Consider the following 14185-nt stretch of genomic DNA (forward strand, 5'->3'; position numbering starts at 1 on the left):
CAACGCTCGGGACCGCCCGGGACAGGACGCCCAGGACAGGACACGGTCGAAGGGGGATCCACACACCATGACCGGTACCGCCCGCCTCGACCCGGCCAGCCGGGCAGCCGCGCTGCGGCGCATGCGCGCCGAGCCGGTGGACGTCGTCGTGATCGGCGGCGGCGTGACCGGCGCCGGGGTGGCGCTCGACGCGGCCACGCGGGGCCTGTCGGTCGCCCTGCTCGAGGCCCGCGACCTCGCCGCCGGGACGTCCAGCCGGTCGAGCAAGCTGATCCACGGCGGCCTGCGCTATCTGGAGCAGCTCAACGGCGCCCTCGTCCGCGAGGCGCTGCGCGAGCGGTCGCTGCTGCTGGAGACGATCGCCCCGCACCTCGTCCGGGCGATCCCGTTCCTGCTCCCGCTGACCCATCACGGCTGGGAACGCGCCTACATCGGCAGCGGCGTGCTGCTCTACGACACTCTCGGGCAGGGCATCGGGCGCATCGCCCCCCGCACGGGCGGAGACGGCGGTGCCCCCCGCAGCGGGAGTGTCCCGCTGCACCGGCACCTGACCCGCAAGGCGGCGCTGCGCGAGTTCCCGTCGCTGCGCCCCGACGCGCTCGTCGGCGCCATCCAGTACTGGGACGGGCAGGTCGACGACGCCCGGCACACCATGTTCGTCGCCCGCACGGCCGCCCGCTACGGGGCCCTGGTCGCCACGAGCGCCCAGGTCACCGGGCTGGTGCGGGAGGGCGACCGGGTCGCCGGGGTGCGGGTGCGCGACCTGGAGAACGGGGTCGACCTGGAGGTCCGCGCCGCGCAGACGATCAACGCGGCCGGGGTGTGGACGGACGACATCCAGGCGATGGTCGGCGGGCGCGGGCGGCTCTCGGTGCGCGCGTCGAAGGGTGTCCACATCGTGGTCCCGCGCGACCGCATCCACGGCTCGACCGGGTTGATCCTGCGCACCGAGAAAAGTGTCCTGTTCGTGATCCCCTGGGGCAGCCACTGGATCGTCGGGACGACCGACACCGAGTGGAACCTCGACCTCGCGCACCCGGCCGCCAGCAGCGCGGACATCTCCTATCTGCTCGACACCGTCAACCGGGTGCTGCGCACACCGCTGACCACCGAGGACATCACCGGCGTCTACGCCGGCCTGCGGCCGCTGCTGGCCGGCGAGTCGGAGGACACCTCGCAGCTGTCCCGGGAGCACGCCGTGGTCAGCCCGGTCGCCGGGCTCACGATGGTCGCCGGCGGCAAGTACACGACGTACCGGGTGATGGCGGCGGACGCCGTCGACGCGGCGACGGCCGGGACGAGCCGCGCGGTGCCGCCGTCGTGCACTGATCGTGTCCCGCTGCTCGGCGCGGACGGCTACCCGGCGCTGTGGAACGCCCGGGAGGGCCTGGCTCGCGCCTCCGGGCTGCACGTCGCCTGGGTGGAGCACCTGCTGCACCGATACGGCACCCTCACCGAGGAGGTCCTGGCCCTCGTCGCGGACCGGGCCGAGCTGGGCCGTCCGCTGCGCGGCGCGCCGAAGTACCTGGCGGTCGAGGCCGTGTACGCCGCGTCGCACGAGGGCGCGCTGCACCTCGAGGACGTCCTGACCCGGCGGACCCGCATCTCGATCGAGACGGCCGACCGCGGGCTGGAGACCGCCCCCCAGGTCGCCGAGCTGATCGCCCCCGTCCTCGGGTGGAGCCCCGCCACCGTCGAGCGCGAGATCGATCACTACCGGGCCCGGGTCGCCGCCGAACTCGAGTCACAGCGGCAGGCCGACGACCACACCGCCGACGCGGCCAGGCTGGGCGCTCCCGACGTCCGCCCGGTCGTGCCGGAGGGCCGCGGCGCCGCCGCCCCGGCCTGATCCGAAAGTTCCGGGGAGGTTTTGTTGACCTCGGGCAAGGAACGAGACGACCATGGAATTCATTCTCTGGCTGATCGCCGTCATCCTGGTGATCGCGGGCATCGTCTCCCTGGTCCGGGGCGCCATCCTGTACGGGATCGCGCTCATCGTCATCGGCCTGCTCGTCGGCCCCGGCGGAGTCTCGATCTTCACCTGACGGCGGTGAGCCGGCCCGCCGCGGGACCCCCGCCCGCGGTGGGCACACCGCCCCCCGACGTTCCAGGACGGACGTTCCGCCCCGCGTCGGCGTCGACACCCGGGCTGGTCAAAGACCGTAGGCCTCCAGCAGCCGCAGCCAGACCTCACTGACCGTGGGGAAGGACGGCACCGCGTGCCACAGATCCTCCAGCGGGACGGCCCCGACGATCGCGATGGCCGCGGCGTGCACCATCTCCTGCGTGTCGTGGCCGACGAACGTCGCCCCGACCAGCACCCGGCGGGCGGTGTCCACCACGATCTGGGACGTCCCGACGGCGTCGGTGCCGCGCACCGACGAACCGGCCACCGACGCCGTCGGGACGGTGACGGCGCGGACATCCAGGCCGGCCGCGCGGGCCGCCGCCTCCGTCCGGCCGACGGCGCTCACCTGCGGATCGGTGAACGTCACCCGCGGGACGGCCCCCGGGTCGGCGCGGTCGGCGGCGGGCCGGCCCGCCGGGTCGAGGCGGCCGGTGATGGCGTCCGCCGCCACCCGGGCCTGGTACTTGCCCATGTGGGTGAGCAGCGCACGGCCGTTGACGTCCCCGACGGCGTAGAGCCAGTCCCCGGCCACGCCGGTGGCCCGCATCCGGTCGTCGACCTCGACGAAGCCCCGCGCGGGCAGGCCGACCGCGGGCAGGCCGAGCTCGCCGGTGGCGGGGGTCCGCCCGACGGCGACCAGGATCTCGTCCGCGACGACGTGCTCGGGCCCGCCGTCGCCGTCCAGAGTGACCACCACGGGCCCACGCGGCGTGCCCGGCCCACCCGGCCCCCCCGGCGTGCCCGGTGCCTCCCTGCGGACGGCCACGGCCCGTCGGCCGGTGTGAACCGTGATGCCCTCGGCCTCGAACGCCGCGCGCACCTCGTCGCCGGCGAACGGCTCCTCGCGCGCGAGCAGGCGCGGACCGCTTTCGACGACGGTGACCTCCGCGCTGCCGAGGCGGCGGAACGCCTGCGCGAGCTCGGCGCCGACCGCGCCGCCGCCGAGCACGGCGAGGCGGGCGGGCACCGCGCGGGCACCGGTCGCGGACCGGTTGTCCCACGGATCGGCCTCGGCGAGACCGGGGACGGGCGGAATGGTGGCCCGCGTCCCCGTCGCCAGGACGACCGCGCGGGTCGCGGTGAGGACCTGCTCGCCGCCGTCCGGCGCGAGCACCGCGACCCGGCGCTCGCCGACCAGCCGGCCGGCCCCGCGCCGCACCGACACACCGCGCTCGCGCAGCCACGGGAGCTGGCCCTCGTCGGAGTACCCACCGACCATCTCGTCGCGCCGGGCGAACGCCGCCGCGGCGTCGACCCCGGCGCGGACCCCACCGACGGCCCCGCCGACGGCCCCCGCCGCCCCGGGGACGGCCCTGGCGGCCGCCACGACCTCACCAGGGCGTAGCAGGGTCTTGCTGGGGATGCAGCCCCAGTAGGAGCACTCCCCGCCGACACGCTCGTGCTCGATCACCGTCACCGACAGCCCCGCCTCGGCGCACCGGCCGGCCACCACCTCGCCCGCCGGCCCCGCTCCGATCACGATCACGTCGACCTCGCTGGCGCCCGTGCCTCCGTCGGCGTCGTCGGACCTACTCATGGGCACACCTCTCCGCGTTGGGACCAGCGTCGCGAGGCACCATCTCACCTGCCGCGTCGCGCCCGAATGCCACCGCACCGGGTCGGCAGCCCACCGGCCGTGACCGAGGACGCGACGAGGTGTCCCGGTACCGACGGCAGGATGGAGCTCGAGGACCTCACCTTCGACCGGTCCGTGCAGGACCATCGGGAGTTCAGATGCAGCTCGGAATGATCGGACTCGGCCGGATGGGCGCGAACCTCGTCCGCCGGCTGATGCGCGACGGGCACGAATGTGTGGTCTACGACGTGAACCCCGAGACGGTGAAGTCACTGGCCGCCGAGGGCGCCGTCGGCGTCAACTCGCTGGCCGACTTCGCGGCCGCGCTGAGCACCCCGCGGGCAGCCTGGGTCATGGTGCCCGCCGGCCTGACCGGCCAGACCGTCTTCGAGCTCGCCGAGCACTTCGAGGCCGGCGACATCATCATCGACGGCGGCAACTCCTACTACCGCGACGACGTCGACCGGGCCGCGAAGCTCGCCGAGCGCGGCCTGCACTATCTGGACGTCGGCACCTCAGGCGGCGTGTTCGGGCTGGAGCGCGGCTACTGCCTGATGATCGGCGGCGAGCCGGAGGTGGCCGCCCGCCTCGAGCCGCTGTTCGAGACGATCGCCCCCGGCGTCGACACCGCGCCGCGCACCCCGGGGCGGACGGGCGAGATCGCCCAGGCCGAGAAGGGCTACCTGTACTGCGGCCCGAACGGGGCAGGCCACTTCGTCAAGATGATCCACAACGGGATCGAGTACGGCATGATGGCGGCCTTCGCCGAGGGCATGGGCATCCTGGAGAAGGCCGGTATCGGGCGCTCCGAGGCTGCCCTGCACGACGCCGAGACGGCGCCGCTGGCCCATCCGGAGTACTACCAGTACGACTTCGACATCGCCTCCGTCGCCGAGGTGTGGCGGCGCGGCAGCGTGGTCAGCTCCTGGCTGCTGGACCTGACCGCCACCGCGCTCGCCGAGGACCCGCGGCTCGCCGAGTTCGGCGGGCGTGTCTCCGACTCCGGCGAGGGCCGGTGGACGGTGCTGGCCGCCGTCGAGGAGGGCGTCCCGGCCCACGTGCTGACCGCGTCGCTCTACGAGCGGTTCAGCTCCCGCGGCGAGTCACTGTTCGCCGACAAGCTGCTGTCGGCGATGCGCAAGCAGTTCGGCGGCCACGCCGAGAAGAAGGCGGACGGCTAGAAAAGGCGGCAGGCTGGAAGCGGGGGGCTGGCCAGCCTTCGGCGGGGCCACGGCCGCAGCCGTACGCGCCGGTGCCAGGCGCGCCGGTACCAGCCCCCCGGCCCCCGGCCAACTGATTCCCTCCCCCGTCCCCCCGCGTGATCCTCAAGCGCAGTCCCGGAGAAACCGTGGCGGCTGAGTGCGGTGCATGGACGCACTGACGCGCTCAGCCGCCGCGGTTGTGCTGGTGGGATCGTTGCCTCGAGCCCGGGCTTGCGCGCGCCCGACCCGGCCCGACCCGGCGCGACCCGGCACGGACCCGCCTGCGCGCCTGCTGGCCGATGTCCCGCCGCGGTCGCGGTCGCGGTCCGGGAACCGGCGGACCAACGTGTTCTCACTGCCCAGTTGTGGAGCCGCCGCCTCGGCCCTCACCGCGGGGCGCGGCATCGCCGGCGCTCCGGCCGGCGGCGAGCCTCGACCTGGCGGTGGAGAGCCCCGGTGCGTCTCTGGTGCTCGGCTACTCGCCGTTTGGTTTCTTTCTCGCTGTTTCAGAGGGCATTCTCTGCGAAATTCGCCCTGAAAGGGCGAGAAGGACGCCAAACGGCAAGTAGGCCACCTCGGCGTGCGGGGGGGTGTCCGATAGATGGCGGTCTGGTCGTGCCGTGGTGGTGCGTGCGGGCTGTGGCTTCGCTGCTCGTGAGGGCGGGACTGCGTCGGCACCCGGCCTCCTCGCGTTCGACCCGTGATCTCCACCCGCCGGCGCACAGGACCTCCAAGAGCCGGGCCCCGAAAGCCAAACCAGGCCGCTGCCGGGGCGGGCGGCCTGGCGCCGTGGCCAACAGGCCGTGGCCGACGGGCCGTGGCCGGGGTCACTGCTGACCGGCGGACGCCTCCAGGCTTGCCCGGTCACCCATAATGATCATGGGATGGCTGCTCGGGGCCAGCCAGTGCAGGACGGTCTCCATCGAGGCCTGCGGGAGGCTGACGCAGCCGCGGGTGGGCGTGTTGTGGTCCACGTGCAGCCAGATGTCGCCGCCGGCCGCGGCGCCCAGCGGCCGGGTCGGGTCGGACGGCGGATGCCCCGGCAACCGGTTGTAGTCGATCGCGACCACGTAGTTGAAGGCCTCCCCCATCGGGTCGCCCTCGTAGCCGCCGGCCCGATAGAAGGACGGGCGGTACTCGTAGGGAAGCGCGGTGCCCGGGTCGGCGTAGCGGCCCCCGGCGGCGGTGAGGCTGAACACGCCCACGGGGCTACGCAGATCACCCTCGACGTGGTCGTGGGTCCAGCCGTTGGCTCCGTTGCGGCCGGGGATCTCCGCGCCGACGGCCGTCCAGGGGGCGTCGGCGTCCGCGCGCTGCCAGAGCACGACGCGGTTCACGGTTGAGGACTGGTCTGCGCCGGTCACGACGACGACCTGCCGGGTCGACGACGGGATCCGCGACATCATGAGGTCGCCGATGCCGGGGATCGCGCCGCGGGACTGCTCCGCGCCCGGGGCCGCGGCCGCGCGGCCGTCGGCCGCCGCGGGATCGGGGTTGCCGGTGGAGTCGGTGATGCGGTGCGGCGTGGCCACGTCGGGCCGCGCCGAAGTGGTGGGAACGGCCCCGTCGCCTGCCTGCGCCGTCGTCGACATGTCCGGATCCTCCGCCGAGCCGGTCACGTGCAGTGCTCCGGCGGCGCCGACCACCAGTGTCGCGCCGACCGCGGCCATCCCGATCGCGACGGTCTGCGCGGTGGCGCGGTCGCCGCGTGCGCCCCTGAGTCGGCGGCCCTCGGACCGCCCGGACCTACGGTGTGTCGCCATTCCTCCGACTTCCAGGCCGAAGCCGCGCCTCTCCAGCCACCTCCGCGCCTCCCGCGTCGCTTACCACCATCACATGCGCAAGGGCAGTGCTGTGCGGCAACACACCCGCAACATCGCGGACGTGCCGGTCGCACACGATACGGGCTCGCCGCGTGGAGGCCGCGAACCACTCCGCCCGCCGCGTGGCCCTCGACCGACGCAGGCCCGGCCACCGAGCACGCCGGTGCCCACCGGCGAGCAGCGTCGGCGCCGGCCCGCGAACCACACAGGCGCCGGTCGACATGCACGTTATCCACAACCCCGCCATCCCTCATGGACACAATGGATAAACAACAAGCATGGTCTGTCCATGGCCCCTAGCCCAGGCCGATTCTCCTGGCGGGAGATCGCCGACCTGCAGTCCGGTGTCATCAGCGAGCACGACGCGATGGCCGCCGGCCTCACCCGCGCCGACATCCGCGCGCGGGTCGCCGACGGCACCTGGCGGCAGCCCGCGCGTGGCGTCCTCGTCACCGCCACCGCCACGCCGCCGCTGGCGCAGCAGGCCTGGGCGGCGCTGCTCGCCGGCGGGCCGAACGCGGTGCTCGGCGGGTCCACGGCCGCCGCCCTCGACGGCCTCGTCGGCCACGGTGACGAGGTCGTGACGGTGCTGGTCCCGCCCGGGCGCCGCGGCACGCCCGTGGCGGGCGTCGTCTTCCGCCGCACCGCACGCCTGGCTCCGGCGGACGTCCACCGTGCCCGGCTGCCACCGCGGACGGCGCCGGCCCGCTCGGTGGTCGACATGGCCGAGTGGTGCAGCGGGCGCGACGGCGCCCGTGCCGTGATCAGCGACGCTCTCCTGCAGGGCTTCGTCACCATCGAGGCGATGCGCCGGGCGCTGGCGCGCCGCGGCCCGATCAGCCGCCGCACCCTGATCGCCGACACCCTCGACGAGCTGAACCGCCGGACTCCCCGGATGCTGAGCCTCCGGTACAAGCAGCTCGAGGCGGCGTTCGGGCTGCCTCCCTGTCGAGCGCTGGCCACCCCCTCCCCCGACGTTCCGACCGGCCGACTGGACGTCTGGTACGGGCCGTGGCGGCTGCTCGTGCGGGTCGGGCAGCCCGGTCCACGGCGGCCACGGCCCGCCGGCCGGCGGATCCTCACCGTCAGGGTGGAGCAACTCTGGCAGGCGCCGGCGGAGACGGCCGCGCTGGTCGCCGCGGCTCTGCGGGAGCAGGTTCCGACAGAGGCCGCCGACCGGCCGGCCGTGCCGCCCGGGCCGGACGAACCGGCGACGGAATGGCACGAAACGGTACGTGACGAACATGGCGAAGCTGACCAAGGGGGTGGCGGAGGCCAGTCACCTGCCGTAGCGTCGTCCCAGATGCGGGAGCTTCCACCCTGGGAGGCTGAGAGGGCGGCCGGGCAACTGCCGGTGCCGCCGACCGCCTGAACCTGTCCGGGTAATTCCGGCGTAGGGAGTGATCAAGGTGGTGCGTCAGATCCGCCCGACGGATTCCGACAACACGGCGGCCGCGGCCTCCGGCACGGACGACGGCGCGGAGGGCATCCTGGCCCGGCCGTTCCCCGGGAGCAGGAAGACCTACCTGGTCGGGTCCCGGCCCGACCTGCGGGTGCCGATGCGCGAGGTCGCGCTGAGCACGGGCGACAGCCTGGTCCTCTACGACACCTCCGGGCCGTACACCGACCCGGGCGCCGGCGTCGACGTGCGGCGCGGCCTGCCCGCGCTGCGGGCCGGCTGGATCGCCGCCCGCGGCGACACCGAGGAGATCGAGGGGCGTGCCGTCCAGCCCGCCGACGACGGACGGCACGGGCCTGACGGGCAGGCCGGTGACACCTTTCTCGGCTCGGGGCAGGCTCCGCGGCGGGCTACCGCCGGCCGCGCGGTGACCCAGCTCGCCTACGCCCGGCGGGGCGAGATCACCGCCGAGATGGAGTTCGTCGCGCTGCGCGAGGGCCTCTCTCCCGAGCTGGTGCGCGACGAGATCGCCACGGGCCGGGCGGTGCTGCCGGCGAACGTGAACCACCCCGAGAGCGAGCCGATGGCCATCGGCCGCAACCTGCTGGTGAAGATCAACGCGAACATCGGCAACTCCGCCGTCGCCTCCTCCATCGAGGAGGAGGTCGAGAAGATGGTGTGGTCGACCCGCTGGGGCGCCGACACCGTCATGGACCTCTCGACCGGGCGGAACATCCACACCACCCGCGAGTGGATCATCCGGAACTCCCCCGTCCCGATCGGGACGGTGCCGATCTACCAGGCGCTGGAGAAGGTCGGCGGCAAGGCCGAGGATCTGACCTGGGAGGTCTACCGGGACACGGTGATCGAGCAGGCCGAGCAGGGTGTGGACTACATGACCGTCCACGCCGGGGTGCTGCTGCGCTACGTGCCGATGACCGCGCGGCGCAAGACCGGCATCGTCTCGCGCGGCGGCTCGATCCTGGCGGCATGGTGCCTCGCCCATCATGAGGAGAACTTCCTCTACACGAACTTCGCCGAGCTCTGCGAGATCCTGCGGGCCTATGACGTCACCTTCTCCCTCGGCGACGGCCTGCGCCCCGGCTCCATCGCCGACGCGAACGACGCCGCGCAGCTCGCCGAGCTCGCGACACTGGGCGAGCTGACCTCGGTGGCCTGGGAGCACGACGTCCAGGTGATGATCGAGGGGCCGGGCCACGTGCCCATGCACAAGATCAAGGAGAACGTGGACCTGCAGCGCGAGCTGTGCCACGACGCGCCGTTCTACACCCTCGGCCCGCTCACCACCGACATCGCGCCCGGCTACGACCACATCACCTCGGCCATCGGCGCCGCGATGATCGGCTGGTACGGGACGGCGATGCTCTGCTACGTCACGCCCAAGGAGCACCTGGGCCTGCCGGACCGCGAGGACGTCAAGGCCGGGGTCATCGCCTACAAGATCGCGGCGCACGCCGCCGACCTGGCGAAGGGGCACCCGGGCGCCCAGGCCTGGGACGACGCCCTCTCCGACGCGCGGTTCGACTTCCGCTGGGACGACCAGTTCAACCTCTCGCTCGACCCGGAGACCGCCCGGGAGTACCACGACGAGACACTGCCCGCGGCGCCCGCCAAGTCCGCGCACTTCTGCTCGATGTGCGGTCCGCACTTCTGCTCGATGCGGATCACGCAGGACGTCCGCAAGTACGCGGCCGACCACGGCCTCGACACCGACGAGGCCGTCCAGGCCGGATTGGCGGAGAAGTCCCGGGAGTTCGCCGAGCAGGGTGCCCGGATCTACCTGCCGCTCGCCGACCGGCAGACCCCCTGACCCGGCGGCCGCGGGCCTCCCCGACCGCCATGGCCGGGAGAGTCCCGCGGCCGGCTTCAGCTCTCCTTGCGGGCCAGCACGCGGTAGGTGTTGGAACGTTCCCCCTTGGCCTGCCAGGACCTGCTGGCCCGGTCCAGTAGGGCGGCCAGCAGGAACGGGCCGATCGAGGCCAGCAGCAACGGCACGCGCAGCAGCCGCGGGCCCGGCCCGCTCCGGGCCGGGTCCAGCCACGGCCGGCGCCGCGGCGCCACCCGCTGGATGAGCAGGCCCAGCGCCCGGGTGAGGTCACCGGGGCGCAGCGCCGGCCCGAACTGGACGGCGATGGGGCGCAGCCCGCGGTCCTCCAGCGCGGCGAGCAGGTTGTCTGCCGGAATGAAGTGCAGCCGGCGCGGCACGTCCCAGCCGGCCCAGTACGCCCGCAGCCGCCGCGCCGCCGGGCAGTCCGCGTTCGGCAGCTCGATCATCAGGTATCCGCCGGGGGCGAGCGCCTTGACTGCGCCGTCCAGCTCCTCCGACGGGTAGCGGGTCCGCTCGAGATAGCCGAACATGCTGATCACGTCGTAGCGTCCCGCGAGGTCGTCCGCGATCTGGCTCAGCTCGCCCCGGTGGGCGGTGTCCACCCAGCGCCGCCGATGGGCGTCGTCGACCGCGTCGGAGAGGTCGAGGCCGCCGAACACCGTGGCCGGCCAGTGGGCCCGGGCGACGTTGCAGAAGTGCCCGTGGCCGGTTCCGACGTCCAGCCAGGCCCGCGGGGTGGTGTACGGACGCAGCAGCTCGGCCCGGGCCTGGTCGGCCGCGGCCTCACGGGCCCGGGCGTGTTCCGCGGTCTCGGCGGCGAAGCCGTCCCGCCAGTCGCGCTCGTAGTAGTCCTGCCCGTCCGGGGTGATCATCGGGTTGAGGAAGACGTGGCCGCAGGCCTCGCAGCCGTCGAGGCGGAAGCGCCCCGGCTTGCCCATCTCCAGGTCCCGCGAGCGCACCCGGACGCTGAGCTCGGCCGACCCGCACCAGGGGCACTCGGCGCTGGTGGCCTCGCGCAGCCGCGGGACGTGGCGGGCGCGGGCGGCGTACCAGGCGGCTGTCTCCTGCCGGCGGCGGCGCGCCTCCGCCTTCGCCGGGTCCGCGGGCAGCCCGGCGGCCTTCGCCCGGCGCCCGGCCCGCGCGGAGTGCACAACGAAGATCACAAGGCCGAGGATGCGGACGATCGGGCTGCGGATCAGGTCGCGGGGGGCGAGCGGGACCCGTCCCGCGCAGACGAAGAACGGCTGGAACCAGAACAGCGCCGTCGCGACGAGCGCGACCGGCTGGCTGATCTGGGCGCCGATGAAGGTTCCGATGTGCGGCGCGTACGGCATGTACAGGCTCGCCGGGGTGCACGCGTAGGCCCGCTGCTGGACGCGCACCCGCATCGCGGCGTCGTCACGCGCGGCCTGCAACCCGGGAACGACGGCCAGGTCGGTGGCGGTCGGGGCGTGCCGCTTCAGGCGGGTCGTGATGTCGACCAGCTCGACCGGGCTGAACCCCTCCCGTTGGGTGATTCCGACCCGTTCCAGCAGGTCGGCGTGCACCAGCAGGGCCTGGAACGCGCCCCGGCCGGGCGCCGAGCGGTCGGCCCGGTAGGTCCGGGTGTCGACCATCCGGGCCACGTCGAGCGCGCGTTCCACGGTGAGGTCGGCGGGGACGAGGTCGAGCACCAGCAGCCGCTCGCGGCGGGCGTGGTTGCTCGCCGCGCGCCGGGCCGCGTCGGAGAGCCGCACCCCCTCGGCCACGAGGAAGACGTGGGCGGGGTCGACCGGCCGGCCCGACGCGGCGACGGTGTCCAGCCGGCGCAGCCGGCCGCGCAGGCGGATTCCGTTCAGGATGAGCCCGACGCTCACCAGGATGGGTACCAGCAGCAGCACGACTCTCACGCCCCCGCCGGTCGAACAGCCCCAGCCCCAGGCCCGGCCCCGCCAGCGCGCCCGCGGACGGGCGGGCCGCCGGGGCCGGGCCTACGGCAGCAGCTTCTCAATGTGGTCGGCGGCGGCCACGACACCGCCCGCCGCGCTGAACTCGCCCTGCAGCCGCCGCGCCGCGACCCGGTGGGACGGCTCGTCGAGCACGGTGCCGATCGCGGTGGCCAGCGTCGCCGGGGTCGAGCGCCCGAAGCGCACCCGCACACCGGCACCGGCCCGCACCACCTGCTCGCCGATGATCGGCTGGTCGTCACGAACCGGCGCGACCACCAGCGGCACTCCCCGTGACAAAGCCTCGCACACCGTGTTGTTGCCCGCGTGGCACACTATCGCGTCCAGTCCGGCCATCAGGTCCACCTGCGGCACGAACGGGCGGACCAGCAGGTCGTCGGGAACCTGGCCGGCGAGGTCGTCCAGCGGGCCGGGGGGCGCGACGATCACGGCCTGCACCCGGTCGGACATCCCCGCCAGCGCCTCCGCGGCCGCGCGCAGGAAACGCCCGCCGGCCTCCCGGGTCACCGTCCCGAGCGAGACGAGCACGGTGCGGCGGTCCCGGTCGAGCCACTCCCAGGGGAACTCCGGGGCCGACCGGCGCAGCCCGGCGGCGCAGCCGACGAACACGTGATGGGACGGATGACTGGCAGTACGCAGCAACGAGGGCACCGAGCAGACCACGGTGAGGTCCTCAGAGAAGCGCAGGTCACCGCGCGCCGCCTCCTCCGCCGGGACGCCGTTCGCGACCTGGAAGTCCCGCAGCCGCTCCGACACCCAGTTCCCGACCCCGGCGAGCACGGCGTAGGGGTCGTCGAGCTCCGCCGACGTGGTGGCGAGCGTGGCCCACCGGATGCCGCGCCGGCGGGCGACCATGGCGGCCCCGACCGCCTGCTGGTCGGCGACGATCACATCCGGGCGCCACCGTTCGACGACGGCACCGACGTCCCGCGCCATCGAGGCGCCCAGCGGCAGCAGGAACTCGTCCCACAGGAACTTCAGCGACGCGGGCCCGCGCAGCGGCCGGGACCGTGCCTCCAGCTCGGCCCGCTGGTCGGCCGAGATCTCCCCCGGCAGCGCGATGAGCGGGACGGACGGTGGGACGAGCGGCCCGACGACGCTCGCGTGGCCGACCAGGGCCACCTCCTGCCCGCGGGCCGCCAGCTCGCCGGCGATGCCCACCGCCGGGTTCACGTGCCCGGTCAGCGGCGGCACGGCGAAGAGAACACGGCCCATCAAAGCCCCCGAAATTCCATTCGTCTCCCTTCCGGCGGTGAGTCAGCCCCACCCTTCGCGAGCCGCACCGGTGACGGTCAGGCCTCGGCCGACGAGCCGGCCCGCGCCGCGGACAGCGACGTCGTGGGCTCGTCCCCACTGTTGAGGTTCGGCGGCGGGATCATCTGCCGCACCCAGTCGGGAGTGTCGAACCCGGCGCCGCGCACCTGGTGCGAAGGCATCGGCTCGGACCGCCGGAACAGCCACCAGCGCAGCAGGTCGCGCAGGTAGTCGGCCGCCTCGCGCAGCACCATGTGGGTGTGCTGCTCCAGGACGACCAGGGTGCAGTCCGGGACGAGCTCGGCGAGCCCCTCGGCCTGGTCGATGATGTCCGAGTTCGCCCCGTAGACGGCGAGCACCGGCATCGGCAGGCTGGCCAGCGCCTCCGGCGAGAACGGCGGGGTCGCCAGCATGTCCTCGGCGATCGTGGTCTCCTTCAGCAGCGCCTGCGAGGCGCGCGTGATCCGGGAGACCGCGCGGCCGGCGGAGTTCGCCAGCCACTCCTCCACCTCCTCGTCGGTGACGGCCGCGAGCACCTGGGTCAGTGAGCGCGCCATCTCCTCGCCGAGGCCCTCGATGAGGAACGGCGGCTCGATGAGGGTCAGGCTCGCCACCCGCTCCGGGCGGGCCAGGCCGAGTGCGAGGGTCAGCGTCGCGCCGTAGCTGTTGCCCACGACGTGCACCGGCCGGTGCACGTCGAGCGCGTCGAGCAGGCCCTCGAGGTCGGCCATCGAGTCGGCCATCGTGTAGCCGGTCGGGGTCCGCTCACTGCGGCCATGGCCGCGCAGGTCGTAGCAGATGACGTCGCATCCCGCCCCGGCCAGGCAGTTGCCCAGCGCGAAGTAGAAGCTGGCGATGTTGTCCATCACCATTCCGTGCACCATCACCACGACCGGCGACTCGGGACCGGCCCCACCCTTGGGCCCCAGCCTCTGCACATGCAGACGGACGCCGTTCGCGACGATCTCAGCCACGCACTCTCTCCCTAGCTTCGTTCACGAAGGTTGT

10 protein-coding genes are annotated in these 14185 nt (G+C 73.9%); 5 read left to right on the top strand and 5 right to left on the bottom strand.

The annotated features are described in order from the left end of the window. The first annotated feature begins 67 nt into the window (after nt 1-67). Nucleotides 68-1849 (top strand): glycerol-3-phosphate dehydrogenase/oxidase, encoded by a 1782-nt coding sequence (locus AC559T_RS09710; RefSeq protein ID WP_498868522.1) that lies wholly within the window; start codon nt 68-70, stop codon nt 1847-1849. A 52-nt stretch (nt 1850-1901) separates the two neighbouring features. Continuing rightward, on the top strand, nt 1902-2045 hold the full coding sequence (locus AC559T_RS09715) for a GPGG-motif small membrane protein (RefSeq protein ID WP_018501614.1): 144 nt from the start codon (nt 1902-1904) through the stop codon (nt 2043-2045). A gap of 108 nt (nt 2046-2153) precedes the next feature. Here AC559T_RS09715 and AC559T_RS09720 read toward each other — a convergent pair whose 3' ends face one another. Continuing rightward, on the bottom strand, nt 2154-3665 hold the full coding sequence (locus AC559T_RS09720) for a dihydrolipoyl dehydrogenase family protein (RefSeq protein ID WP_498868523.1): 1512 nt from the start codon (nt 3663-3665) through the stop codon (nt 2154-2156). 197 nt (nt 3666-3862) lie between these two features. On the opposite strand from AC559T_RS09720, the gene gnd reads away from it, so the two are divergent. Further along, nucleotides 3863-4885, top strand: a complete 1023-nt coding sequence (gene gnd, locus AC559T_RS09725) for a phosphogluconate dehydrogenase (NAD(+)-dependent, decarboxylating) (protein ID WP_071066797.1) — start codon at nt 3863-3865, stop codon at nt 4883-4885. An 848-nt stretch (nt 4886-5733) separates the two neighbouring features. Here the strand turns inward: gnd and AC559T_RS09730 are convergent. Beyond that, a complete protein-coding gene (locus tag AC559T_RS09730; protein ID WP_112105417.1) occupies nt 5734-6669 on the bottom strand; it encodes a hypothetical protein in 936 nt (311 codons plus the stop codon). A gap of 349 nt (nt 6670-7018) precedes the next feature. Between AC559T_RS09730 and AC559T_RS09735 the strand changes: the two genes are divergently transcribed. Then, nucleotides 7019-8101: a hypothetical protein gene (locus AC559T_RS09735; protein WP_498868524.1), complete on the top strand. Its 1083-nt coding sequence runs from the start codon at nt 7019-7021 to the stop codon at nt 8099-8101. A gap of 40 nt (nt 8102-8141) precedes the next feature. Further along, nucleotides 8142-9959: a phosphomethylpyrimidine synthase ThiC gene (gene thiC, locus AC559T_RS09740; protein ID WP_498868528.1), complete on the top strand. Its 1818-nt coding sequence runs from the start codon at nt 8142-8144 to the stop codon at nt 9957-9959. 56 nt (nt 9960-10015) lie between these two features. On the opposite strand, the gene AC559T_RS09745 is transcribed toward thiC, so the two are convergent. The 3 genes from AC559T_RS09745 to AC559T_RS09755 all read right to left on the bottom strand — a co-directional run bounded on the left by AC559T_RS09745 (nt 10016) and on the right by AC559T_RS09755 (nt 14151). Further along, nucleotides 10016-11857 (bottom strand): class I SAM-dependent methyltransferase, encoded by a 1842-nt coding sequence (locus AC559T_RS09745; RefSeq protein ID WP_498868529.1) that lies wholly within the window; start codon nt 11855-11857, stop codon nt 10016-10018. A gap of 90 nt (nt 11858-11947) precedes the next feature. Further along, complete coding sequence (locus AC559T_RS09750; protein ID WP_071066801.1) at nt 11948-13138, bottom strand: glycosyltransferase; 1191 nt, start codon at nt 13136-13138, stop codon at nt 11948-11950. A 77-nt stretch (nt 13139-13215) separates the two neighbouring features. Next, nucleotides 13216-14151: an alpha/beta fold hydrolase gene (locus AC559T_RS09755; protein ID WP_498868525.1), complete on the bottom strand. Its 936-nt coding sequence runs from the start codon at nt 14149-14151 to the stop codon at nt 13216-13218. Nucleotides 14152-14185 lie beyond the last annotated feature (34 nt).

It is taken from the genome of Frankia sp. Hr75.2, from assembly GCF_949319125.1.
Taxonomy (GTDB): Bacteria; Actinomycetota; Actinomycetes; order Frankiales; family Frankiaceae; genus Parafrankia; species Parafrankia soli.

Excerpts from the sequence above, each read along its gene's own strand:
- AC559T_RS09710 (WP_498868522.1), top strand. The coding sequence starts at position 68 with ATGACCGGTACCGCCCGCCTCGACCCGGCCAGCCGGGCAGCCGCGCTG.
- AC559T_RS09715 (WP_018501614.1), top strand. The coding sequence starts at position 1,902 with ATGGAATTCATTCTCTGGCTGATCGCCGTCATCCTGGTGATCGCGGGC.
- AC559T_RS09720 (WP_498868523.1), bottom strand. The coding sequence starts at position 3,665 with ATGAGTAGGTCCGACGACGCCGACGGAGGCACGGGCGCCAGCGAGGTC.
- gnd (WP_071066797.1), top strand. The coding sequence starts at position 3,863 with ATGCAGCTCGGAATGATCGGACTCGGCCGGATGGGCGCGAACCTCGTC.
- AC559T_RS09730 (WP_112105417.1), bottom strand. The coding sequence starts at position 6,669 with ATGGCGACACACCGTAGGTCCGGGCGGTCCGAGGGCCGCCGACTCAGG.
- AC559T_RS09735 (WP_498868524.1), top strand. The coding sequence starts at position 7,019 with ATGGCCCCTAGCCCAGGCCGATTCTCCTGGCGGGAGATCGCCGACCTG.
- AC559T_RS09750 (WP_071066801.1), bottom strand. The coding sequence starts at position 13,138 with ATGGGCCGTGTTCTCTTCGCCGTGCCGCCGCTGACCGGGCACGTGAAC.